This is a genomic window from Psychromonas sp. L1A2 (genome assembly GCF_009828855.1).
Classification (GTDB): Bacteria; Pseudomonadota; Gammaproteobacteria; order Enterobacterales; family Psychromonadaceae; genus Psychromonas.
Genome location: NZ_WUAG01000001.1, coordinates 2,314,448 through 2,339,309 on the forward strand (window position 1 = coordinate 2,314,448; position 24,862 = coordinate 2,339,309).

Sequence of the window (24,862 nt, forward strand, 5' to 3'; positions counted from 1 at the left end):
ACTATCTCTCGTCTGCACTCAGTTTACGTGCTTCAACTTGTAACAATGCTGGAATGCCATCTCTCACAGGATAAGCTAAATGGTCAAATTTACAGATCAGTTCATTATCAGCTTTGTTATAAGCTAATTTACCTTTGCATATTGGGCAGGCAATGATATCCAATAGTTTAATATCTAACATTTTGATTCCTTAATCTGTTTTAATTTTTCTAAAAATGGTTGAGTAAATGTATCCGGTAATTGTCCATCAATCGGTAAATACCACCAATTAGGTTGTGCAAAGCCGGTACATTTTACTGCATCTTTTTCTGTCATTAATAGCGGTATCGTTGTTTCAAATTGCTTAAAATCATCTTCTGTATAAGCATGATGATCTGCAAATGCGATCTTTTTTTGTAATATGAAGTTTTGTTTTATGAGTGTATCAAAAAAGCGCGGAGGGTAACCTATTGCAGCACACGCATTGACTGATTGAGTAGATTGAAGTGTTAATATATCAGCTTGACCATCGACTCTTTTACATTCTGAGGGCAGTAATAACATAGTAAATTCACCAACATAATTTTCACCATTATTAATAATATAATCTACAGTTTTTAAACGACTGACCGGCTCTCTAAGAGGTCCCATCGGCATAATATGTTGATTACCATAACGTCGTTTACCGTCTACAACCACAATTTCAATATCGCGTTGTAATGCATAATGTTGAAGTCCATCATCGGTAATAATGACATCAACGTCACACTGTTCAGCTAAATAAGTAGCTGCATTGGAACGAACCGGATCAACGACGACAGGAATATTTAAACGTTTATAAATTAAAACAGGTTCATCACCAGCTTCTTTTCCAATAGTATCTTGCCCGACTAACAATGGATAGGCTCCTGACTTTCCACCATAACCACGGCTAACTACACCCGGTTTATAACCTTGTTTAATTAACAACTCACATAGGCTAATTACAAAGGGTGTTTTACCATTACCGCCCACCGAAATATTGCCAACAACGACTACAGGCAACGGACTTTGATAGCTTTTTAACCACCCTTTTTTATAGGCATAACAACGTACAGCACTAATACATTGCATGGCTAAAGCCAATGGGAATAACAACCACGCCCACCAACGAGTTGATTGATACCAAAATGGCATTACAACTCTCCTGATGCTTGCATCTGACTCAAGCTATGATAGATTTTTCCTTCAGTGATTAATTCAGCATGTGTGCCATGTTCAACGACTTGCCCTTGATCAATCACTAATATCTGGTCAGCATGTTCAATAGTGGATAAACGATGCGCAATCACAATTGACGTTCTATTTTTTTGTAACTCATCTAATGCGGCTTGAATATGACGTTCAGATTCAGTATCCAGTGCCGAAGTTGCTTCGTCTAAAATTAAAATAGGTGCATCGCGTAATAAGGCACGTGCAATCGCTAAACGTTGGCGCTGGCCGCCCGATAACATTGCCCCATTTTCGCCAATAATAGTGTTTAATCCTTCAGGAAACCCTTCAATAAACTCCATTGCATGTGCGGTGGTAGCAGCATCAATAATATCTTGTTCCGTAAACTTTCCTTCACTAGCATAAGCAATATTATTAGCGATAGTATCGTTAAATAAATGTACATTTTGCGACACAATGGCCACTTGGTTACGTAATGAACTTAAACGGTACTCTTCAATATTTTTACCATCTAATCTAATTTCACCTGAATCAATATCATAAAAACGTGTGAGTAAGTTCGCGATAGTTGATTTACCGCTGCCTGATCGTCCTACTAAGGCTATTGATTGACCTTCTTTTACTTCAAAACTCACTTTATTTAACGCTGGCTTTTCAGCAGTAGGATAAGTAAAGATAATATTATCGATACTAATATTACCTTTCACACGTTCAACTTCATATTCGCCGTCATCTTTCGCTTTTGTCATGTCTAACATATCAAATAGGCTATGACTGGCAGAAATACCTTTTTGAATTTCGTTATTCACTTGAGTAACGTTTTTAATGGGTTTCATCAATGCCAACATTGAACTAATAATAACCACAAAAGTGCCCGACGATAACGTGTCCATAATTTGAGGAAAAGTCGCTAAATAAAGAACAAAAGCTAACGCAAAAGAAGCAATGGTTTGTATTACAGGTACGCTGATAGCATTTGCACTCGCCATTTTCATATTCTGTGTACGTACGGTATTACTGACTCGACGAAACTTTTCATTCTCAACGTTTTGCCCACCAAACATGAGTACTTCTTTATGGCCTTTGAGCATTTGTTCAGACGACGTTGTCACTAACCCCATAGCATTCTGTAAATTTTTACTGATTTTTCTAAAGCGCTTACTCACAATACTAATCGCAATACCAACAATAGGAGCAATCACAAAAAAGACTAATGATAATTGCCAACTTTGATAAAACATCAATGAAACTAAACCAATAACCGTTGCACCTTCACGAAATATTTTAACTAAAGCATTACTAGCTGCATTTGAGACTTGACTTGCGTCATAGGTTATTTTTGATAACAAATCACCCGTATTGGTTTTATCGAAGAAAGAGATCGGTAACAATATCAATTGTGCAAACAACTGACGCTGTAACTTCATTACTACATGTGTGCCTACCCAAGCCATACAATACGAACTTAAGAATGCTGACACACCACGAAGGGCAATGATGATCACTACAAAATACGGCATCATTTCAAGTACAGAGGGATCTTTACCAGTAAAACCATTATCAATTAATGGTTTTAATGACCAAATAAGTGTCATATCAACCAGAGCATAGCCAATCATACCGACTATGCCGCCAAATAATGCGAGTTTAAATTCTTTCACATAACTAACTAAGCGCTTTAATACAGCCCAGCCGTTGTCTTTTTTATTTTTCATGAATACACCAAATAATAGATTTAGAATGCAAGATGGCGATGATACCAATAAGCAGCGAGATCTTCTCTATAAGTTTTTACGTCAATATGCTGATTTTCCACATTAAAGCGAATAAATCCAGTATTTGCGGTTGTTAAATGCTCAACATTGAGTAATTGATAGCGCTCAACCACCGATAAAATGGGGAAATTCCATCGATTTTTGTAACCTGCAGAAAAAACTACCCATTGTGGTTCGACTTGTTGAATAAAAGCCTGACTGGAGGATGTTTTGCTACCGTGATGAGGCGCAATTAAAATATCAGCCTTTAACTCCGATTTATTTTTATATTGACTGACATGCTCATTCACCAACTTTTGCTCTACCACTTTACTAATATCTCCCGTGAGTAAAACACTTTTATTACCATCACTGATTTTTATTACGCAAGAATTATCATTGTTATTTTTACCCACCTTCGAAGGAGAAAGAACCTTCAACGTTAGTTTGCCTAATCTAAAAGACTGCCCTGCTAAACATTGTTTGTATTTTTGAGAATTCCCTTTATTTTTTATTCGTTCATTATTCATTAATGCAGCTTCACCAACGTAGGTCTCTTTTATATGTAGTTTCTGCTGTATTGCGAACATTCCTCCTGCATGATCATTATCACTATGGCTAATAAATAAATAATCTAACTCATTTATTCCACGTGCATTCAAATAAGGTAAAATAGTTGAATTAGCAACAGCATAATCAGAGGAATAGCTTGGTCCTGTGTCAAACAATAAAACTTCCCCTTCACTTTTAACTAATATCGCTAAGCCTTGACCAACATCAAACACCTCAACCTGCCATGTATGTTTTTCATCCCATGCAAATTCCGCCATTCTAAGAATAATAAAGCCAATGTAAGTAAAGGTAACAAGAACCAATAACATAGGCTTAATAATAAAAAATCGTTTTAATAAAAATAATAAACATAATAATAAAACAAACAACCCGACACTTAATATCAGTGAAATAGTGAAATCTGAGATCGATAAGTAACCCACCGTGAATTGACTTGCATAGGTTAAGAAATTTTCTAATAAATAGTTACTAACATTTAATAACCACCTACCGACAGGTTCAATAATCACCAACATCAAACTGCCTAATAAAGTAAGTGGAATAATCAACCAAGAGAAAAGCGGGATAGCAATTAAATTAATGACCAAAGAAAAAAGGCTAATAGCTGAAAAATTAACAAGTTGAATGGGCAACATAAACAAGGTTAATACAAGCTGTAACAAAACTAACCCTTTAACCAATGCCATCGTATTTTGTAGAAGTACTTTCCACCAAGGTAACTCTTGGTTATTTATGTTATTCGTTCGATGCATCACCCAAATGAACACAAGAATGCTACTCATCGCAACAAATGAAAGCCATAAACTACTACTTAAAATAGCTAAAGGATCGAACAACAACATTAACCAAAAACACAGCACTAATAGATCTAACAAACTAACTTTTCGTTTGCTAGATAACATCAACACACCTAAAAACAACATGAGTAATGCACGCTGAGTGGGTAAGGAGAAGCCCGATATATAGCCGTAACCAATACAAACAAAGAACCCTAACCCATTAACTAAACGCCAGGAAAACCAACCTAATAGTCTGCCCGGTAATAACCTTTTCAATAATCCATTGAATATTACAAAAGAGAAAACAAACAACAAACCAATATGTAACCCAGATATCGCAAACAAATGAGCAATACCTAGTTCTTTAATCGTATTTTTATCAGTCATACTCATTAAGCTTTTATCCGCAAAAATAAGTGCTACAAGCGATCCTTGTTGTGACATAGAATCAGTCACTTGCAATACTTTTTGATATAATTTAGCGCGTAATGATATGTGGGGATTTATTACATTAAGGTGCTCTTTAATGCTGGCAATATAAGCAATGTGTTGTGAGTACCGCCACTTTTGTCGATCAAAACCAGAGGGATTTGCATTTCCTTGTAATGCTTTTAATCTCACTTTAAATTGGTGTACTTGCCCTGCTTGCACTTGCAAAGAAGGTCTAAACCAACGCATCTCAATTAATGGGCAGAAATCGCAAGTTTGATCATTGAATGCAGTAATACGAGCAACAAAATAACCACTATTTTTTGTATTGATTAATGATTTAATATGCACTGTTATGTTATTGTCCTTAGCAGCAAGTGCATCAGGTATAAAATTAACAGATAATTTATGATTATTATTATTTAATAAATATTTGTTTTGAGCGATACTACTCGAATTCACGAGTGCTACAGACCCTCCTAAGAAAGTCATGTATACGAAGGAACTGAAATACAGTGCAGTTAATGGAATAACGGTTAAATATCGCCATCTTGGCCAGCACATGAAAACAAAAATAACCAACGCACAACTAAACATGCCACTAGTATCTAATAACTGTGGCCAATAAAGTGTGGTAATAAAAGTAACAATAGACAACCATATTGTTATGCGCATTTTTTCCCGTTTGAGTAGATAAAGCTTAATTATATGCCAAAAAAATTTATTAAACGTTTTACCCCTAATCCAGAGAAATTAAAAGCTCACCCGCATTTAAAACGTTTTGGGTCTAAATTACTAAACCCTAATCTATGGCACTTAAATAGACGAGGCGCAGCTGGAGCAGTCGCCGTGGGTTTATTTTGTGCTTGGATGCCTATGCCATTTCAAATGGTATTAGCAGCATTTTTAGCTATGTTTTTTTCTGTTAATCTTCCAATATCAGTGGCACTCGTATGGGTTTCCAACCCGATTACTATGCCTCCATTATTCTATGGCGCTTATCGCTTAGGTGCTTTTGTTCTTCAAGAACCACTATTAGATTTCCATTTTAAACTTTCATACCACTGGATAGTCAATGCATTTGAAACCATTGCTCCACCATTGTTTGTTGGTTGTTTAATCATTGGTAGCCTTTGTGCCTTTTTAGGTTATTGGGGAGCGATGTTATTTTGGCGTTATAGCTCAATTCAAAAATGGAAAAAGCGTAAATATTATAAAAAGCGCTAATAACTCTAGAGCAGTATCAACAAAATAGACAAATAATAGATAGAAAATAGATAAATAATTCGAATTTAAACAGGATTTACTTTACCCTGTTGATAGTTAAAACAATTTCATTCAATGTGTGAAAGTGTCGCTCATTGTTAATAACACTATTTGATAATATGGATATTTCATGAAAATACGTCAACAACTCATATCAGCATTAGTATTAAGTACTTTTTCAATACCGGTATTGGCCGAAAGATTAATTAGCGCAGAACCGTATAATAATGATTATGTCACTGTTACTGGATTTTTAGGTTCACGTTTAGACATCGATTTTGATGATGGGACTGGTGAAAATGATCCAGGTGATGGTCTTCATTTTTCACAAGCGATTGCGTTAAATTGGAATTACAAAGAAAACTCAGAAGGTGAATTACTGTTTTCTAATAGTTTACGTACCGATGGCGATCAAGATATCTATGTTCAATATTTACATGTAGGTGGCCGTATTTTATTTACTAATACGACACCATTTTCAACGAGTATTGCATTAGGCCTTGGTGGAACTTACATCAATCCAACAGGTGATACATACGAGTCTAATCTTGCATTTTCTGCAAGTATGGCAGCAGGTATTCGTTACCAATTCACAGATCAACTTGCTTTACGTAGTGACTTAAGAGTATATGCAACTTTACTACGTGAAGGACATAGTGAATCTTTCTGTAGTGGTGATGACTGTTCTGATGGTTACCTAATAGAAGGTGAAATCTTAACGGGTATAGAATACAAATTTTAAGATTGGACTTAGCGCCTAATTCACTAAAAAACTAAATAAACCTTTTACATTGTTAAATATAAATCATTCGTTAAGACTGAAAATGTAAAAGGTTTCATACAATATATACGCCTCTATCCCAGCTGATTTAACTTCCACAATAAATTCTTTAATACAGTTTTAGCAATTTCTTAGCTCATCAAATTTATACTGATTACATTAAATATGTTACCTAAATTTTGCGCTGGAAAAACAGTTTAATCCAAGGCGTAAATGGCGGTTCTCTTTACGAAACTTACAACTAAGAAATCAATTGTTTTAACAAGTAAAATAGATCAGTTAATTGGTGTGATTGTTAAATTTAGTGTAATTGGTAGATTGGTATTATTTAATCTATTCAGTCTAAATTATATCGGACTTAAGCTAATCACCCCTTACTCTACGCTGTTTTTAAGGCAGACTTTTTAATAATAATAAATATTATTGATCAAAAAAGCCTTTCTAACAGTATTAGAAAGGCTTAAAGGAAAGACTCTATAAGCGAGTATAAGTAGTGTTTATAAGGTCATTTATTGAGCTAAAGCCTTAGTCACTTTTTCGTATAAATCAACGGCCAAATCAGGCAGTGCTAATAAACGATTTAACTCAGCTTTGATCAATTTAATACGCACCTGATCTAAGTTTTTAAATTGAATTAACGGCGTTATTAAACGTGAAGCCACTTGTGGGTTTTGGCTATTCAATTTGATTAATTGATCCGTAAGGAAAGCATAACCACTTCCGTCAACATTATGGAAACGGTAAGTATTTGTCTGAGCAAACGCCCCTACTAATGAACGCAAACGATTAGGATTACTAAAATCAAAACTACGATGATTAAATAATGCGTCAATGTTATCTAACACATTATCAGAAGGCATACTAGCTTGTAACACAAACCACTTATCCATCACTAAACCATTTTCAAACCACTTATCATCAAAAGCTTGCATTACAGCAGCACGACAAGGTAATAAACCACTGTTTGCAGCATTTAAAGCACCAAGATAATCCGTCATGTTATTACATGATGCAATCTGTGCTAATACGTATTCATCGGCCACTTTTTTATCAACACGAGCAATGAACGATAATGCACTGTTTTTAAGTTTACGTTTAGCAATATCATCGATATTTGGTTGATAAGCTTTAAGTTGATTATGGCGCAAATAGGTATCAACAAATAATTCATGTAATTTGATCGCAATTTCTTTTAACATGAAATCACGCGCATTATGAATAGCATCAATATCGACTTGCTCAAATAATTCACGAGCACCATTTTCACTAGTGAAAGCAAACATATCAGCCACTAAAGATGGATCTAATGTTTCGCTGACTAATACTGACTTAAAACCATCAATGAAAATATCTGGTAATGACAATGCCGCACCACTTTGCAACGCTTTTACATTCTTAACTAAATATTTGTTAAATAGCGTTTGCCCTGCATCCCAACGAGAAAACTCATCACTAGCAAAACTCATAATATCCAACAACTGCTCATCAGTGTATGCGTATTGATATTTAACAGGTGCTGAGAAACCACGGAATAAACATGGTACTGGTTTACTTTGAATATGCTTGAATACAAAGGTTTGTTCTTTTTGTGTCAAACTTAATACACGATGCTTCTTACCTTCTAATAACTCAAGAGAATTGCCATTACTGTCTAACAATTCAATATCAATAGGAATATGTAACGGTAATTTTTTCTTTTGGTCAGCTGTTGGTAAGGTTTTTTGTTTAAAAGTGATTTGATAAGTCTGATTAGCACTATCGTAATGGTCGGTCACATAAACCTGTGGTGTGCCCGATTGAGAATACCAACGTTTAAATAACGTTAAATCGATTTCGCTTGCATCTTGCATCGCAGCGACAAAGTCGTCACAAGTCACTGCTTGACCATCATGACGTTGTACATAAAGTTGCATGCCTTTTTGAAACTTCTCTTCACCTAGTAAAGTGTGCAACATTCGAATAACTTCTGAACCTTTTTCATACACAGTCAAGGTATAAAAATTATTCATTTCCATCACACTTTCAGGACGAATAGGATGCGACATTGGACCTGCATCTTCAGCAAACTGATGATCACGCATAGTCATCACATTGGCGATACGGTTAACACTACGGCTACCCAAGTCTGAGCTAAACTCTTGATCTCGGAATACCGTTAAACCTTCTTTCAAACTTAACTGGAACCAATCACGACAGGTAATTCGGTTGCCAGTCCAGTTATGGAAGTATTCATGGCCAATAACCGCTTCAACACCTAAATAATCTTGGTCTGTTGCACTTTGCTGATTCGCTAATACAAATTTAGAATTAAAGACATTTAACCCTTTATTTTCCATCGCGCCCATATTGAAGAAATCAACGGCAACAATCATGTAGATATCTAAATCGTATTCTAAGTTAAAACGCTCTTCATCCCACTGCATGGAATTTTTAAGCGAAAGCATCGCATGCTGCGTTTTATCTAAATTACCTTTATCAACAAAAATAGCTAACTTAACATCACGCCCACTTTTGGTCATAAAGTTGTCTTCAACTAGATCAAAATCACCTGCGACTAACGCAAACAAGTAAGCAGGTTTAGGGAAAGGGTCAACCCATTTTACAAAGTGTCGACCACTGTCTAAATCACCTTGATCAATTTGGTTACCATTCGATAATAAGTAAGGGTAAAGAGCTTTGTCTGCAATCACTTTAGTACTGAATTTAGCCAATACATCAGGACGGTCAAGATAGTAAGTGATACGACGGAAACCTTCCGCTTCACATTGTGTACAGAATGCTTCACCAGACTTGTATAAACCTTCAAATGCGTGGTTTTTAGCAGGATCAATTTCAGTATTAATTTCTAATTTGAATGACGCAGGTAAATGGTTAATAACAATGCCATCTTCTACTAATTCAAAATCTACATAATTAACACCATCAACTAAAATAGACACTAAATTTAATGCTTCACCAAACAAAAATAATGGCGTGACTTCTTTACTAACACGCTGGACTTGGGAAATAGCTTGTACTTTTGTTTGATGGTCAAACAAGTCAAACTCAAGATCAATGGTTGAAATCGTATAATCTGATGGGCGGTAATCGCTAAGGTGTTTTTCTTGTGGATTTCTTTCAATAACTTCTTCTAGGAGAGAGTCTGAATTGCTCATTATTTTTGCACTCTTAAATCAGGAAAATTAATACTGTTAATATACAAGAAGGCTCAATAATTACTATGTCTTATTTGCATAAAACCTCGACACTTATTGATATTAACAATAATTTTTTAAGATCATGGGTTTTATAACATGATCATTATTATCATTGTGGTTTACAGCATAATAATCATTACGATTGAGGTTATGATTATTATGCTTATCATTATTTGAACTTCAGACTGATGGCATTTTTTTTAGTTCCATATGCATATTAATAATACCCTCTTCAATATCTCGTTCAATACTAAAACCTAGCTTTTTGGCTAACATAGCCATCCCCGTATTACTGAGCATAGTCATACCAGCAAGGTATTGGGTGCCTTTATTTTTCTGGTAGCTTATTAGCTTTTTCAATAAAATAGATCCTAATCCAAGCCCTTGTAACTCTGCACTCACTATCATGCCAAATTCAGCTTCTATATTATCCGGATCGGTCGATGCACGAATAATCGCTAATATTTCTTGTTCTTCATTTTGTTGATCAATTCGTATCGCAATAAAAGCCATTTCACGTTCGTAATCTATTTGCGTCAACATAGCCATCTCTTCGTGTGTCATTGACCCACGTTGAGAAAAATAACGTTTATATCGATCCTCTTTACTTAAACCATTATCAAATACATGATGCCTTGCTTCATCTTCTGCAATGATGGGACGTAGTAATATCCTAATACCGTTTTTTAATGTGACATTTTCTTCTAATTGCTTTGGATATGGGCTAATAGCAAAACGACAAGGTAAATTTAAATCACTTGGAATCAACGTTACTTGGCTATCAACAATCGTCACATCTTTACCGGAAACTAACACTGGATTTAAATCTAAATCATTAATTTGTGGATTATCTAATAACATTTGTGACAGTTGCGTCAGCATCAAACACACGGCTTGCATATCAAAGTCTTTGGCATGCTGTTTGACTTTGATTTTCTTATCTTTAATACCTTGAATTACAAGGTATCTTGCTAATGCCATGTTGAGAGGAGGTAAAGCGACGACAGCATTTTCTAATGTTGTTTGTAAGTCACGTCCATCACTGTCTTGAGAAATCGCAATAACAGGGCCAAAAATAGCATCTTGCTTAATCATCACGCGTAATTCTAAGGCTAAACCCGATGCGACCATTTTCTGCAATGTAAACCCAGTCAATTCAGCATCAGGTAATGCAGTTTTAACTCGGTCGGTAATTGATCTTAATGCAGAGTCGAGTTCACGTGCGTTATTAATGTTCAACATCACACCATGTACTTGAGATTTGAATTGAATATTCGGAGAGTTGATTTTAACCGCTAATGGATAGCCAATGATCTTGGCTTTTTCAATCGCTTCAGTGATATCTAAAGCAATATGGGTATCAATCGTATTGAGGTGGTAAGCATCTAATAAAGGCTTAGTGCAGTATGTGCTTAACTTAACTGATTTATCTAACTCAAAATCACCGCGTTCAATGAGATTTTGTTGAATATACTCAGCTGCTGCTTGAGCATCATAAACAAGATGGTCAGGTAAACTAGTTGGCGTTTCCATTAATAATTTTTTATTACGGCGATATTGAACCAAATGCATAAAAGCAGTGATCGCACCGTTGGGCGTTCTAAACGTTGGGATTTTAGCATTGGCAAAGATTTGCCTTGCAGGTCTAGCCGCCGCTTCACCGGTCCAATTGGTTAAAATATTAATTTGTTTACGTTTAGGGTGTTTGTTAATAGCATCAACAATAGCTTGCGCTGTTTCTTCACTATCTGATAACGCAGAAGGTGAATGCATGATTAAGACTGCATCTACTTTATCGCTATCCATCAAATGCGTTAAAGCAGTTGCGTAGCGTTTCGGATCAGCGTCTCCAATCATATCAATTGGATTATTATGCGACCAATTACTGGGTAAACAAGCGTTAAGCTTATCCATTAAAGCTTCGTCTAATTCAGCTAAACGCCCCCCTTCTTCTACTAAGTTATCAACGGCTAAAATACCTAAGCCACCGCCATTACTAATAATAGCTAAGCGTTCACCGTGTAAATAATTTGAATAAGCTAGCGTTTCTACTGCGGCAAATAGTTTATGAAAGTCATGTACTCTTAACATTCCTGCACGTTTAAAAGCAGCATCATAGACACTATCATGTCCATAGGCACCACGCGTGTGTAAGGCTGCCGCTTTTGCTCCTAAGACAGAACTACCAGATTTAATCACCAATACAGTTTTATGCTGTGAAATGGCACGTGCCGCAGATAAAAACTCACGAGCATTATCAATATTATCGATATATAACAAAATAGACTGCGTTTTTGAGTCGCGCGCCAAATAGTCTAATAGCTCAGCAAAGGAGATATCTTGTGCATCGCCTAGTGAGACAAAAGCAGAAAAGCCGATGCCTTTACTCGTTGCCCAATCCAATACCGTCGTACACACTGCAGCAGATTGAGAAATAAAAGCGATATTCCCAGGAAGCGCATTGCAATGGGCCAAACTTGCATTAACTAAATTATGAGGATTGATAATACCTAAACTGCTCATCCCTAATAGACGAATTTTGTTTGTTGCTGCAATGTCATAAATGCTTTTTGAGATTACCGGATCACTTTCAGTGGTAACAATAATCGCAGCAGGACAGCCTTTTTCAGCAAGCGCAATGAGTATCTCTGGAATACGAAACTCATTAGTACAAATAACCGCCAAATCAGGCACAATTGGTAAATCGTTGACCTGTTTATAAGCAAGCACACCATGCACAGAAGTATATTTAGGTGTAACGGGCATTATAGGGCCATTAAACCCAGCAGCTAGTAAGTTATTCATGACTAAATAACCTGCACGTTTTATATTCACCGACGCACCAATAACGGCGATCGATTGAGGATTAAAAAAGTGTTTAAGTAGCTGCAAACTCATAACAAACTCACCTAATATTATCAAAAATAAAGAGCATCAAGTTTACTCTTTAAAATGAATTCTGCTTTGTTTTTTAAAAAAAATAAGAGGCCTATCATTTAATATTATTTACGAATTCAATTGCACCCTGTTAACGCGCGACATACACTCCATAATTTTTCCTTTAGTGGAGTTAGCAGTGCCTTTTTTTATTGAATCTAAAAAAATCATCAAACTCAGTGTTCCTTTATTTATTGCCCAGTTTGCACAAACGGCAATGGGTTTTGTTGATACTGTCATGGCAGGTGGAGTGAGTTCTACTGACATGGCTGCAGTTGCAATCGCATCAAGCATTTGGTTACCCTGTATTCTTTTTGGCGTGGGTGTTTTAATGGCTGTTGTGCCACTAACTGCACAAGCACATGGCGCCAATGATCTAGAACAAATTCCTAAAACAGGCCAGCAAGGATTATATCTTGCCTTATTACTGTCTATTCCAATTGGTGTGATCTTATTTAATGCCGGCATGTTAATGACATTGATGGATATAGAAGAGTTACTTGCTTTGATCACAGTAAAATATCTATACGCCATGATCTTTGCCATTCCAGCGTTCTTATTATTTCAAGCATTACGCAATTATATTGAAGGCCTATCACTAACAAAACCCGCAATGGTGATTGGCTTTTTAGGGCTACTAGTTAACATTCCATTAAACTGGATGTTTGTATACGGTGAATGGGGAGCACCAGCAATGGGTGGTGCGGGTTGCGGCGTTGCAACTGCGATTGTTTATTGGTTAATGAGCATGGCATTAGCCGGATATGTTTACTACACAAAGAAACTAAGACATTACCCACTGTTTATCAATTTTACTAAACCTGACATGAAGCATATATTATCCATCAGTAAATTGGGGTTACCTGTTGCTGTTGCAATGTTTTTTGAGGTCACTATTTTTGCAGCTATTGCAATATTAGTTGCTCCATTAGGCGCGAATGTTGTCGCATCACATCAAATTGCAATTAACTTCTCTTCAATGATTTTTATGTTACCAATGAGTATCGCTAATGCAGTCAGTATTAGAGTCGGTTTCAACTTAGGTAAGAAAAGCAATAATGGTGCAAAACAAGCCAGTTATGCGGGTTTTGCTATTGGTTTAGGCGCATCAATTATTACCGCCCTTTCCACAGTAATCTTTAAAGAGCAGATTGCTTTATTATATTCTGATCATCGAGAAGTGATTGATCTAGCCATAGTCTTAATTCTTTTATCTGCTATTTACCAATGTGTTGATGCAATACAAGTCGTTGCAGCTGGGGCTTTACGTGGTTATAAAGAAATGAATGCTATTTTTACCCGTACTTTCATCTCTTATTGGATCGTAGGTTTACCACTAGGTTATGTATTAGGCATGACTGATTTATTAACTGAACCTTTAGGCGCAGTAGGTTTTTGGATAGGCATTACGGTCGGGTTAACCGTTGCCGCGATCTTATTAGGCCAACGACTTTACGTGATACAAAAAACACGTTTTGCATAATGAGTATTAGCTGGAGTATTTTTTACCTAATACTTAACATTTAGCATTTAGCACTATTTGGCACTCAAAACAAAACCAATAAAGGCGTTGATTAGAGATTCTCTATACAACGCCTTTTTATTTTTTATCTATTATATTGTTGTCTTTAGTCGTCATTGACATTTTATATAGTGATTACCATTTACCAGTAATAGTTAAAGAGATACCTTTACAAAAAAATAAGCATAAAAGTAAAAAACTCGCGAGAATAATACCAATAAAATACAGCATTGAAGTCATATTGATGATAGTTTTTAAACTAGAAAACCAGGTTAATTGTAATATTTGATTAAGCATCATTAATGATAAACACAGAACAATAAATATAATAAAGCCAACCCAAGCCCCTTTTAGATCTTCTTTAGAAGGAGATAAATGCAAACTAATAGCGGCACATAAATAAGCCCAAATAATCACTTTTATTGGCGATACAAGATAGGCATTTTCAATAAAATGAATGATCTGACTATTCAGTGTAGTGAGTTGCGATAACTGTACCGTTGCTAAGTTATTAAAGGCAGAAAATTGTAATAAATGAAATAAATTTAGCGCATCGTCTATCAAAAACCAAGTGACTAAATAGAGACCTAACAAACCACCAAATAAAGGCGCAATACCTATAAAGAAATTTCCCATTACTTGCCAGAGATTACGGTTATTATAAGAATGAGTCACATAACCTAATGTGCCACGTTTGTCAGGGTTAAATAACACAATCCGCTGGATTTTATGGCCAAACACAAAGCAGAATAAAGCATGTGAACATTCGTGAATAGGCGTGCCTATCCACGCACTCGTGTAGATAGCCTTTCCACCCATCATCTTAGCAGACAATAAAAAGACTAATCGCTGTAAAATAAATAATGTCAAAATCAATATTAAAAACAATGCAATATGATTACTCAATACCATTAGCTGTTCGATTAACCAACTAATCCATTTTTCAAATGAATTTGGTGTTTGAGATAAAGCTATATTTAGCTCTTTTATTAACTCATTAAAATCCATATCGACCTGCATCTATTTTTAATATTTTAACGTACATTTTATTCGCTTAGCTTAGACATTAATTGCTTTGATTCTTGCGACTAAAAAGTCGATTGCAGCTTTTAGTTTAGGTACTTGATAATGTTGTTTTTGGTACAATAAAAATAACCCCAAATTAGGATTTTGAGTAACCGTTAATCTAGGCTTAATATCTAACTCAACTAACTGCCCTGTTGCTAAGTAAGCACTCAATGCCCAGCGAGGCATCATTAAAATCCCCTTACCTGCAATGGCTTTTTGTAATAACCAATCCCCATTGTTAGACATTAAATAAGGTTCAGCAGAGACATCGCGCCACTGTCCTTTTATTTCACATAACCATGGTGTAGGCCCCATTGGAGTATTAAAGTATAAACCTTGGTGTTCCTTTAAATGTAATGCATCCGTTGGGTAACCAAACTCTTCTAGATAACAGGTTGCTGCTACAGGAATGAAATTATTATCCATTAATTTAATCGCGACCACTCGTTCATCAGGCGCATATCCGCCTCTGATAGCGAGATCGACTTCATCCCTACCGAGGGTTGTTAGCTCATCACTTAATGTCACATTTAGCGTGATTTGAGGATATAAAGTAGAAAACTCATCTAATAAAGGTAATAAAATTTGCTCACCAAAACCTACCGTTGAACTAATTTTTAATATGCCCATGGGTGTTGTTTGATATGAACGAACTGATTCATCAGTCACCTCTAGTGTTTTAATAATTTCACTAACTTGTTGGTAATAACTTTTTCCGATCTCAGTTAAAGTCAGTACACGTGTTGTTCTTTTTAATAATGTTGCCCCTAAGCTTTTCTCTAAATCAGCAACGCGTCTAGACAATGATGAAGGAGGTACAGAAAATACAGCGGCAGCTTTAGTAAAACTTCCTGTTTCAACAACTTGAACAAAATATTTAAGCGCACGTAACTGATCCATATTAATCCTTGCTGAATAATTTTATTACTATTTTCATTATTGTCTTTATAACAATAAAGATTAGCGAATTAGGCAATATATCTTACCTTATCGAATCGGCATAATAGTTTTATCGATTTCAACCAACATTCATTTAATCAGTGTTGGGTTAAACAAGAGGAACAAGCAATGACAACATTTACTGCAATAAACCTAGTTAAACACCACACAGGTAGCCATGTCGACAATTCGATGTTTAACGTGGTAGAAAAAGAAATACCAAATATAGAGCCTGGCCAAATACTGGTCAAACAAAACTATATGTCGTTAGATCCCGCAATGTTCGGCTGGATGACGCCAGATACCAATAGTTACATCCCGCCCGTTGAGTTAGGCGATGTGATGCGTAGTTCTGGTATTGGTGAAGTGACTGTCAGTAATCATCCAGATTTTGCTGTTGGCGATAGAGTCATGGGAATGATGGGATGGCAACAATATTATGTAGGCGATGGCAAAGGGCTTAATAAAGTAACCGCACCATTAGATGATGAAAGTATTTTATCCGTCTTCGCGTTACCTGGTTTAACTGCTACCCAAGGGTTATTTAATGTTGGTAAACCACAAAAAGGTGAAACCTTAATTGTCACTGGCGCAGCAGGTTCGGTTGGTTCTATTGTGGGGCAATTAGCAAAAGCTGAAGGTTTACGTGTTATTGGTGTTGTTGGTAGCCAAGAGAAAGCAGATTGGATCGTTAACGAACTTGGTTTTGATGCTGCAATCAATTATAAAAGTGACGATCTTGATCAACAATTAGCTATTGCAGCGCCCGACGGTATCGATGTTTTCTTTGAAAATACTGGCGGCCCAATTCAAAGCTTAATCATAGATCGTATGAATGCTCATGGTAGAGCCGTAGTCTGTGGTTTGATTTCAGATTATCACAGCGATGTGCCTGCTCCAGGTCCAAGCTGGTTAAACGTTATCAAACGTCGTATCACTATCCAAGGTTTTACAATGCCAGACCACTTTCATAAAGTACCTGAGTTATTAGAAAAACTAACACCTTATGTGATGGCAGGACAAATTAAACATCGCTCACATATACTTGAAGGTTTAGAATCAGCGATCGATGGCTTGAATTTATTCTCTACAGGCGCAAATAAAGGCAAATTGATTGTTAAACTATTCGATGATGAAAAATAATACCGAATAGTCATTACCTATTACCCGTTACTATATTTAAGGCTATACAGATACTTGTGTAGCTTTTTTTGTGCCCTGACTATTTGAGAATATGAAGTTGAATCAAAGGTTGAATGTAAAGATTAACCTAAACATCATTTCGCTATATATGTCTCCCTCAACTTCCTTTATTAAAAATAAAGTTAAATTAAAACCTTGAAAATTTCACTAACAAGATTAGACTATTTAATAACTAACCGACTGTTTAGATAACATTAGACAACACTATTTAGGTGTAAGCCATGGCTCGTAAAAAGAATTATGAAGACAATGATGTCATTGAAAAAGCGACTGAGCTTTTCTGGCGTAATGGCTATGAGAATACATCAATGAGTCTTTTAGAATCGACAATGGGCATTAATAAGTTCTCTATCTATTCGAGCTTCGGCAGTAAGCAAGGTGTCTTTTTACAAAGCTTAAGATGCTACCGAAATAAGCTATCCCCTGTTGTAATAAAACTCAAGCATAGCAACGATGGTCGTGCAGCAATCAAACAATATTTTTATGATTGCCTCGTAACCTATACAGATGCAAACTGTAGTAAAGGTTGCCTAATGACTAACACGAGAGCTGAACTTAGTGGTAATACCCGTGGCGATACTAATGTAGATATATTGAATGAGATAGATTCTTTTGTTCAATATCAAAAACAACTTTTCATTGATAAATTAATTTTCGATGGGGAAGACACAATTTCAGCCACCAAAAAAGCGAATTATCTGATTATTGCTAAACAAGCTATATCCAGTGCTTCTAAAGTGCACTCATTACATGAAATTAACGACTTTATCGACATTACCTTCAGTTCGATCTAACGATGAATAAAATAGTGTCCAAAACCACCCCTCATTTCTAACCAATCGTTTAGAAACAAGGGAATTTAAAGTTTATTTAAATCTTAGCGCAGTTAACACTTATCACCTTTAACCATTTTACTTACATAGCGAATAAAACGATGACTGATAAATTAGTAACTAACACGGTAATATTTTTGTTTGGATCGTTATTGTTTTTAGCAAATGGTGACAACTATGCAGCGGCCCCATTAATCGTTAACATTGCAGAAGATTTAGACTTTTCAGTTAATGCAGCGGCATCTTCTGTTACCGCCTATATGCTTGCATTTGGTGTATTTACTATCCTATTCGGTCCTTTATCTGACCGTTATGGCAAAGTATTCATTATTCATATTTCTACCATGGGAACCGCGATCTTTAGTATTTTAGGTGCCCTTGCCTATGACTTGCCTTCGCTTATCTTTTTCAGGGCTGTTAATGGTGCTTTTGCTGCCGGTTTATTACCAGTGGTACTCGCTTATTTAGGTCAAGCCACTAGCGATAGTGAACGACCGCAAGTCCTAACTCAAATAATGTCCTACGGATTCTTAGGAACGGCTACAGCAACACTCATAGGCGGTACCATTGCTCATCTTGGTTCCTGGAAGTTAGTTTATTTAACCTATGGAGTGATGGAATTGATTTTAGCCATAGTGATGTTAAAGATGATTAAAAGAGATCAGCCCGTTAGTAATAAAATTAATATTCTTTCCACCTATAAAAAAGTGTTAAGTCACAAAGGTGTGCTTTCATTACTGCCTTTATTTCTATTAATGGGTTTTACCGTGTTTGGCATTTTTACTTACACGGGTCAATTAATAACAGAGCGATTTGGCTATGACATCTTTATTGTCGGCGCAATGCTATCGCCTTTTGGCCTTGGTATTATTGTTGCTGGCAAAGCGATGCCAAGACTCAGAAAAAAATTGCAACAATACTATATGCCCTTTAATGGAACCTTAATTGCGTTAGCGTTATTAGGCTTATCTGCAACCAACAACCCTGTTCTATTTTGCTTATATCTATTTATGTTTGGTGCTGGTTTTATCTTATTTCAGCCTGTCTTTATTGCCAAAATACAAGAGCAAATACCACACATGAAAGGCTCAATTATGTCGATGGCTTCATTTGGCTTATTCACAGGTGGTGCAATAGGCACCACATTAAATGGCTTTATTATCAGTTCTTGGGGTATGACAAGCATGTTTTATACATCAGCGGTGATCATTTTCATCACAGGGTTTATTGCTAAAACAGTGATGTATAAACTTGAGGTGCCTGTTACAGCAAAAGCATGTTGTTAACAAAAAATATGCTTTTTACTAAAAAGAATAAATAACAAAGCCCAATAAATTTTTTAAAATGCACGACAAAGGAAATACAATGAAACGTAATACAGTATTATTTGATATCAACGAAACAGTACTTAACTTAAACAAACTTAAGCCAAAATTTCAACAAGCTTTTGCAGATGAATCAGTATTAGGACTTTGGTTTTCAACGTTATTACACTCATCAACCGTTTGTGCAGTAACAGGACTTAAAACTGAGTTTGCGACATTAGCAGGCGATATACTTAACAATGTAGCTGCACGTAAAGGTGTCAATTTATCAGATCAAACACGCGATGATATTTTAGCCACTTTTGCTAGCCTCAATGCACATGATGATATCAAACCAGCGTTAACTAAGTTACGTGACAGCGGTTACGAAACGATTGCCTTTTCAAATTCATCGTTAGCACTTATCAAAAAACAAATAGAAAATGCGGGTTTAAGCAGTTATTTTTCAAAAGTGGTTTCAGTAGAAGAAACAGGCAGCTTTAAGCCAGATCCTAAAGTATATCAGTTTGTTGCAGACCTTTTAGAACAACCAATCAGTTCACTTCGTTTAGTCGCTACCCATGACTGGGATACACATGGTGCAATGTCTTCAGGCATGTTAGCCGCTTACATTGATAGAGCAGGCACGCCTTATAATCCTCAATATTTAAAGCCAAGTATTATCGAAAAGAACATGAATGATATTGTTGGCCAAATTATCAATGACGATAAATAAAGCCTGATCTAACAGTAAATAATCAATAACTACTTACTGATAACAATTTGCCGATAACAATTTACCGATAACAAGTATTACCGCATATTATTAAGTCTTTGTATTTAAACCTATGCGGTGAATATTAACCCTACTTTGCTCGCTAAAACATCCTCCAATTAAAACTTCCTTTTTATTCACCGAACACAGTAATTGAGTAGATTGAACTCCATTCAACACACAGACATTTAGACGCGTTCGTGTATGTCGTTATCAAAAAACTACAGTGAATTAATATTTAACATAAGTGAAAAATAAATGAGTTTAAGTTTGAGCCATTTTATTTATTGAAAAATAGTGATAAAAAAAGGATTGCCCTCTTTCGAGTACAATCCTTAATTTATATGAGTTTTGGCTTAAGGTAATTTTTGTAGAATGAGTATTAAATATTATTAACACTTCATACTATTTTAAATATCAAAAAACCAATTTTGCTCAGTGATCTAAACGTTACTCACTTGAATAAATTCAACTGGTTCAGTTGTCATTGCATCTAGTGGTGGAGCAAAGTCAGTTAATTTGATGCCTTTAACAGCATTTTTGTACTCTTCCATGGTTGGTGTACGACCAAGGATAGTTGAAAGTACAACAACTGGAGTAGATGATAATAGAGACTCACCTTTTTTACCTTCAGTATCTTCAACAACACGGCCTTGGAAAAGACGCGTTGAAGTTGCCATTACAGTATCACCCTTCTCTGCTTTCTCTTGGTTACCCATACAAAGGTTACATCCTGGACGTTCAAGATACATGATATTTTCGTATTTAGTACGAGCAGACTCTTTTGGAGCATCATCATTAAACTCAAAACCAGCATACTTCTTAAGTACGTCCCAATCACCTTCAGCTTTAAGCTCATCAACAATATTGTATGTTGGTGGCGCAATCACTAATGGCGCTTTAAAGTGGATTTTACCGCTTTCATCTTCTAAGTTTCTCAGCATTTGAGAAATTATCTTCATGTCGCCTTTATGCACCATACATGATCCAACAAATCCAAGGTCTACTTGTTTCTCTCCTTTATAGAAAGAAACAGGACGAATGGTGTCATGAGTATAACGCTTAGAAACATCTGCATTATTAACATCTGGGTCAGCAATCATTGGCTCATCAAGTTGGTCTAAATCAACAATTAGCTCAGCAAAGTATTTAGCATTATTGTCTGGTGCAAGTGCCGCTTTTTCACCTGACTTGATCTCATTGATACGCTTATCAGCGATTGCAATTAAGCCTTTAAGAGTTTCAATTTGGTTATCCATACCTTTATCAATCATGATTTGGATACGGCTTTTTGAGATTTCTAAAGACTCAACCAATGTGTCATCTTGTGAAATACAGATTGATGCTTTAGCTTTCATTTCAGCAGTCCAATCGGTAAATGTAAACGCTTGGTCAGCCAATAAAGTACCTATATGTACTTCAATAACACGACCTTGGAATACGTTATCACCAAACTGTTTAAGCATTTGAGCTTGAGTGGCATGAACAACATCACGGAAATCCATGTAGTCTTTCAACTCACCTTTAAAGGTAACTTTAACAGACTCAGGGATTGGCATAGTTGCTTCACCGGTAGCTAGCGCAAGACCAACTGTTCCAGAATCGGCACCGAAAGCAACACCTTTAGACATACGAGTATGTGAGTCGCCACCGATAATAATAGCCCAATCATCAACAGTGATATCATTAAGTACTTTATGGATAACGTCTGTCATTGGACGATAAACGCCCTTAGGGTCACGTGCAGTAATAAGACCAAACTTATTCATGAACGCCATTAATTTAGGAATGTTTGCTTGCGCTTTATTATCCCAAACAGACGCGGTATGACAACCTGATTGGTAAGCACCATCAACGATAGGAGAAATAACTGTAGCAGCCATAGACTCAAGTTCTTGAGAAGTCATTAATCCAGTCGTATCTTGTGAACCAACGATATTAACTTGAACACGAACATCAGAGCCCGCATGTAAAGCCGCTTTAGACATTACGCCCACTGCATTTTTGTTGAAGATCTTTTCAACAGCAGTCAGACCTTGACCTTCATGAGAGATCTCTTGAGAAGGCGCATATACTAGCTCTAGTGGAACACCTAGTGTTTCAGCAGCAAAAGTTTGTAGTTTCTTACCGAATACAATCGCGTAAGAACCACCGGCTTTCATAAACTCAACAGCTTGAGGCGAGAAAGCAGAAGAAACATCAGCCAATTCTTTATCGCCGTTATATAGTTTTTTCTCTTTAGTATTAATAGTAAGCACAGTACCTGTTTCAACAGAGTAAGTCTGTTCTAGTACTGGGTCGCCGCTTTCATTTAAAATAGTTTTGCCATCAGCATCTACTTTCTTAACCCAGTTTTTAAGATCTAAACCAATACCACCTGTTACACCAACCGTTGTTAAAAATATTGGTGAAATACCATTTGTACCAGCAACAACCGGTGCAAAGTTAACAAATGGAATATAAGGACTTGCTTGTTCACCAGCCCATAGTGCCACGTTGTTCACGCCAGACATACGAGATGAACCAACACCCATTGTGCCTTTTTCAGCAATTAGCATGACTTTTTTGCCAGGGTATTTTTTTTGTAACGCTTGAATTTCGTCTTGCGCTTCAGGTGTGATCATACACTTACCGTGTAATTCACGATCTGAACGAGAGTGAGCTTGGTTACCAGGAGAGAGTAAATCCGTTGAAATATCGCCTTCAGCGGCAATATAAGTCACTACATCAATTGTTTCAGCAATTTCAGGTAGTTTAGTGAAGAAGTCTGCACGAGCATAACTTTCAAGAATATCTTTAGCAATCGCATTACCAGCTTTAAATGCAACTTCAAGACGTTCTGTATCCGCTTCATATAGGAATACTTGCGTTTTTAATACTTCTGCTGCAGGCGTTGCTACTGAAGCGTCATCTGAAAGGGCTAAATCAAGAAGCACTTCAACCGAAGGACCCCCTTTCATGTGAGATAACAATTCAAAAGCGAATTCTGGTGTAATTTCAGCAACAACAGATTGACCAAGAATGATTTCTTTTAAAAATTGTGATTTAACACCAGCCGCACTAGTCGTACCAGGCAAAGTGTTATAGATGAAGAAATTAAGTGAAGCTTCACGATGTTCATTACCAGTATCTTTGATTTGAGTGATGATCTCAGCTAACAAGTCACCTTTATCAATTGGTAGTGGATGTAGACCTTCAACTTTACGATCTTCTATTTCATTTAAGTAATCTAAATACAGGCTCATTTATACCTCTAATAATAACAATAATTTAACATACGTAACATTATATACCATAAACATGAATAATAGATAGCCACTCAGCTCTCAGATAAAACGATATAATTCAATAAAATGAAGCTCTAAATCATCCATATGATTATCATTATCAGTAACAAGAAAAACAAACATAAAACATTTGATTAACATGTTTAATAAAACAAATGTATTCATCATTAGTTTGTGTTTTTTTGAATAAATAAGGCATCTAATTCCTTAGTAATATAAAGGATATTAAAATCCTTTGATACTAAATTAAACAATCTGTTTAATAAAACACCCACCAGCATAGAGAGACTTGATTTATATCAGCTCGCTCAATAAACTGAATTTAAATATTATTAATCTATTATTTGGCTTTTTACTGCTTGATTGCTTAAATCATCTTTAATTATTCATTAACTTATTGGCAAAATAACAATGCTTTTTAAAGGCATGGATTTAGAGGAAATAAGATGCAAGAAATATACTTAGCTGGCGGGTGTTTGTGGGGAGTCCAAGAATATTTAAGGCACGTACCCGGCATTGCGTTTACAGAAGTGGGCAGAGCAAATGGCAAAACTCAACAGCTAGATGGGGATTACGATGGTTATGCCGAATGTGTTAGAACTCAATTTGATCCAAGCATCATTTCTTTAGAGCAATTAATTTCCTGTTATTTTGAAATCATTGACCCATACAGCATTAATAAACAAGGTATTGATGTTGGCGAAAAATATCGTACCGGCATTTACTCCACTTCATTACTTCATCTAGCTGACGTTAATGAGATAATTAGCAGCAGAAGTGATCATGAAAAAATTGCAGTAGAAGTTCAACCATTAACAAACTATATAAAAAGCGCAGACGAGCATCAAGATAGATTACAAAACTTCCCCGATGACTATTGTCACATTCCTATAGAAAAGCTTTACAAGTACAAAAAATAGATAGCCAACGTGAAGCACGCTTTTCAATAACTGTTATACAAAATACACATAAATTAACAGGGAAATTTAGCGACTTAAGAACACTACCTTTTCTCTGTTAACTT

The 24,862-nt window shown here is 36.0% G+C and carries 17 protein-coding genes; 8 read left to right on the top strand and 9 right to left on the bottom strand.

Translation table 11 applies throughout. The features are described from left to right. Position 1 precedes the first annotated feature (1 nt). From GQR59_RS09785 to GQR59_RS09800, 4 genes are read right to left on the bottom strand one after another with little or no spacing between them, the layout of a single operon-like run. The gene (locus GQR59_RS09785) at positions 2 to 181 is read right to left on the bottom strand and encodes a Trm112 family protein (RefSeq protein WP_160062031.1); all 180 of its coding nucleotides are present in this window, start codon (positions 179 to 181) and stop codon (positions 2 to 4) included. Continuing rightward, the gene (lpxK, locus tag GQR59_RS09790; RefSeq protein WP_160062033.1) at positions 175 to 1,155 is read right to left on the bottom strand and encodes a tetraacyldisaccharide 4'-kinase; all 981 of its coding nucleotides are present in this window, start codon (positions 1,153 to 1,155) and stop codon (positions 175 to 177) included. The genes GQR59_RS09785 and lpxK overlap by 7 nt, the downstream gene beginning before the upstream one ends. Continuing rightward, positions 1,155 to 2,906: a lipid A ABC transporter ATP-binding protein/permease MsbA gene (msbA, locus tag GQR59_RS09795; RefSeq protein ID WP_160062035.1), complete on the bottom strand. Its 1,752-nt coding sequence runs from the start codon at positions 2,904 to 2,906 to the stop codon at positions 1,155 to 1,157. Before msbA ends, lpxK begins: the two co-directional genes overlap by 1 nt. Before the next feature lie 20 nt (positions 2,907 to 2,926). Continuing rightward, positions 2,927 to 5,401: a DNA internalization-related competence protein ComEC/Rec2 gene (locus GQR59_RS09800; protein ID WP_160062037.1), complete on the bottom strand. Its 2,475-nt coding sequence runs from the start codon at positions 5,399 to 5,401 to the stop codon at positions 2,927 to 2,929. A 33-nt stretch (positions 5,402 to 5,434) separates the two neighbouring features. On the opposite strand from GQR59_RS09800, the gene GQR59_RS09805 reads away from it, so the two are divergent. Next, complete coding sequence (locus tag GQR59_RS09805; RefSeq protein ID WP_160062039.1) at positions 5,435 to 5,953, top strand: DUF2062 domain-containing protein; 519 nt, start codon at positions 5,435 to 5,437, stop codon at positions 5,951 to 5,953. Between the two features lie 169 nt (positions 5,954 to 6,122). Beyond that, positions 6,123 to 6,734: an outer membrane beta-barrel protein gene (locus GQR59_RS09810; protein ID WP_160062041.1), complete on the top strand. Its 612-nt coding sequence runs from the start codon at positions 6,123 to 6,125 to the stop codon at positions 6,732 to 6,734. Between the two features lie 548 nt (positions 6,735 to 7,282). On the opposite strand, the gene pepN is transcribed toward GQR59_RS09810, so the two are convergent. Both pepN and GQR59_RS09820 read right to left on the bottom strand, forming a co-directional pair. After that, entirely contained in the window at positions 7,283 to 9,928 is a 2,646-nt protein-coding gene (gene pepN, locus GQR59_RS09815; protein ID WP_160062043.1) for an aminopeptidase N, read from the bottom strand. A gap of 222 nt (positions 9,929 to 10,150) precedes the next feature. Continuing rightward, positions 10,151 to 12,868 carry a bifunctional acetate--CoA ligase family protein/GNAT family N-acetyltransferase gene (locus GQR59_RS09820; RefSeq protein ID WP_160062045.1) on the bottom strand — a complete coding sequence of 906 codons (2,718 nt, stop codon included), beginning with the start codon at positions 12,866 to 12,868 and terminating at the stop codon, positions 10,151 to 10,153. A gap of 178 nt (positions 12,869 to 13,046) precedes the next feature. Between GQR59_RS09820 and GQR59_RS09825 the strand changes: the two genes are divergently transcribed. Then, positions 13,047 to 14,390 carry an MATE family efflux transporter gene (locus GQR59_RS09825; protein WP_160062047.1) on the top strand — a complete coding sequence of 448 codons (1,344 nt, stop codon included), beginning with the start codon at positions 13,047 to 13,049 and terminating at the stop codon, positions 14,388 to 14,390. A 174-nt stretch (positions 14,391 to 14,564) separates the two neighbouring features. Here GQR59_RS09825 and GQR59_RS09830 read toward each other — a convergent pair whose 3' ends face one another. Beyond that, positions 14,565 to 15,437 (bottom strand): hypothetical protein, encoded by an 873-nt coding sequence (locus GQR59_RS09830; RefSeq protein ID WP_160062049.1) that lies wholly within the window; start codon positions 15,435 to 15,437, stop codon positions 14,565 to 14,567. A gap of 51 nt (positions 15,438 to 15,488) precedes the next feature. Beyond that, positions 15,489 to 16,397, bottom strand: coding sequence for a LysR family transcriptional regulator (locus GQR59_RS09835; protein ID WP_160062051.1), 909 nt, complete (start codon positions 16,395 to 16,397; stop codon positions 15,489 to 15,491). A 168-nt stretch (positions 16,398 to 16,565) separates the two neighbouring features. On the opposite strand from GQR59_RS09835, the gene GQR59_RS09840 reads away from it, so the two are divergent. The 4 genes from GQR59_RS09840 (at position 16,566) to GQR59_RS09855 (ending at position 20,512) form a co-directional block, all read left to right on the top strand. Beyond that, on the top strand, positions 16,566 to 17,579 hold the full coding sequence (locus GQR59_RS09840; protein WP_160062053.1) for an NADP-dependent oxidoreductase: 1,014 nt from the start codon (positions 16,566 to 16,568) through the stop codon (positions 17,577 to 17,579). Positions 17,580 to 17,860: 281 nt separating this feature from the next. Beyond that, a complete protein-coding gene (locus tag GQR59_RS09845; protein WP_160062055.1) occupies positions 17,861 to 18,433 on the top strand; it encodes a TetR/AcrR family transcriptional regulator in 573 nt (190 codons plus the stop codon). A 140-nt stretch (positions 18,434 to 18,573) separates the two neighbouring features. Continuing rightward, on the top strand, positions 18,574 to 19,758 hold the full coding sequence (locus tag GQR59_RS09850) for an MFS transporter (protein WP_160062057.1): 1,185 nt from the start codon (positions 18,574 to 18,576) through the stop codon (positions 19,756 to 19,758). 79 nt (positions 19,759 to 19,837) lie between these two features. Further along, a complete protein-coding gene (locus GQR59_RS09855; protein ID WP_160062059.1) occupies positions 19,838 to 20,512 on the top strand; it encodes a haloacid dehalogenase type II in 675 nt (224 codons plus the stop codon). 482 nt (positions 20,513 to 20,994) lie between these two features. Here the strand turns inward: GQR59_RS09855 and GQR59_RS09860 are convergent, their stop codons facing one another. Next, complete coding sequence (locus GQR59_RS09860; RefSeq protein WP_160062061.1) at positions 20,995 to 23,796, bottom strand: bifunctional aconitate hydratase 2/2-methylisocitrate dehydratase; 2,802 nt, start codon at positions 23,794 to 23,796, stop codon at positions 20,995 to 20,997. Positions 23,797 to 24,284: 488 nt separating this feature from the next. On the opposite strand from GQR59_RS09860, the gene GQR59_RS09865 reads away from it, so the two are divergent. Continuing rightward, positions 24,285 to 24,758, top strand: a complete 474-nt coding sequence (locus GQR59_RS09865) for a peptide-methionine (S)-S-oxide reductase (RefSeq protein WP_160062063.1) — start codon at positions 24,285 to 24,287, stop codon at positions 24,756 to 24,758. The last annotated feature ends 104 nt before the right edge of the window (positions 24,759 to 24,862 follow it).

Bases quoted from the DNA above. Each gene is read 5' to 3' on its own strand.
- GQR59_RS09785 (WP_160062031.1), bottom strand. From the start codon at position 181: ATGTTAGATATTAAACTATTGGATATCATTGCCTGCCCAATATGCAAA.
- lpxK (WP_160062033.1), bottom strand. From the start codon at position 1,155: ATGCCATTTTGGTATCAATCAACTCGTTGGTGGGCGTGGTTGTTATTC.
- msbA (WP_160062035.1), bottom strand. From the start codon at position 2,906: ATGAAAAATAAAAAAGACAACGGCTGGGCTGTATTAAAGCGCTTAGTT.
- GQR59_RS09800 (WP_160062037.1), bottom strand. From the start codon at position 5,401: ATGCGCATAACAATATGGTTGTCTATTGTTACTTTTATTACCACACTT.
- GQR59_RS09805 (WP_160062039.1), top strand. From the start codon at position 5,435: ATGCCAAAAAAATTTATTAAACGTTTTACCCCTAATCCAGAGAAATTA.
- GQR59_RS09810 (WP_160062041.1), top strand. From the start codon at position 6,123: ATGAAAATACGTCAACAACTCATATCAGCATTAGTATTAAGTACTTTT.
- pepN (WP_160062043.1), bottom strand. From the start codon at position 9,928: ATGAGCAATTCAGACTCTCTCCTAGAAGAAGTTATTGAAAGAAATCCA.
- GQR59_RS09820 (WP_160062045.1), bottom strand. From the start codon at position 12,868: ATGAGTTTGCAGCTACTTAAACACTTTTTTAATCCTCAATCGATCGCC.
- GQR59_RS09830 (WP_160062049.1), bottom strand. From the start codon at position 15,437: ATGGATTTTAATGAGTTAATAAAAGAGCTAAATATAGCTTTATCTCAA.
- GQR59_RS09835 (WP_160062051.1), bottom strand. From the start codon at position 16,397: ATGGATCAGTTACGTGCGCTTAAATATTTTGTTCAAGTTGTTGAAACA.
- GQR59_RS09840 (WP_160062053.1), top strand. From the start codon at position 16,566: ATGACAACATTTACTGCAATAAACCTAGTTAAACACCACACAGGTAGC.
- GQR59_RS09845 (WP_160062055.1), top strand. From the start codon at position 17,861: ATGGCTCGTAAAAAGAATTATGAAGACAATGATGTCATTGAAAAAGCG.
- GQR59_RS09850 (WP_160062057.1), top strand. From the start codon at position 18,574: ATGACTGATAAATTAGTAACTAACACGGTAATATTTTTGTTTGGATCG.
- GQR59_RS09855 (WP_160062059.1), top strand. From the start codon at position 19,838: ATGAAACGTAATACAGTATTATTTGATATCAACGAAACAGTACTTAAC.
- GQR59_RS09860 (WP_160062061.1), bottom strand. From the start codon at position 23,796: ATGAGCCTGTATTTAGATTACTTAAATGAAATAGAAGATCGTAAAGTT.
- GQR59_RS09865 (WP_160062063.1), top strand. From the start codon at position 24,285: ATGCAAGAAATATACTTAGCTGGCGGGTGTTTGTGGGGAGTCCAAGAA.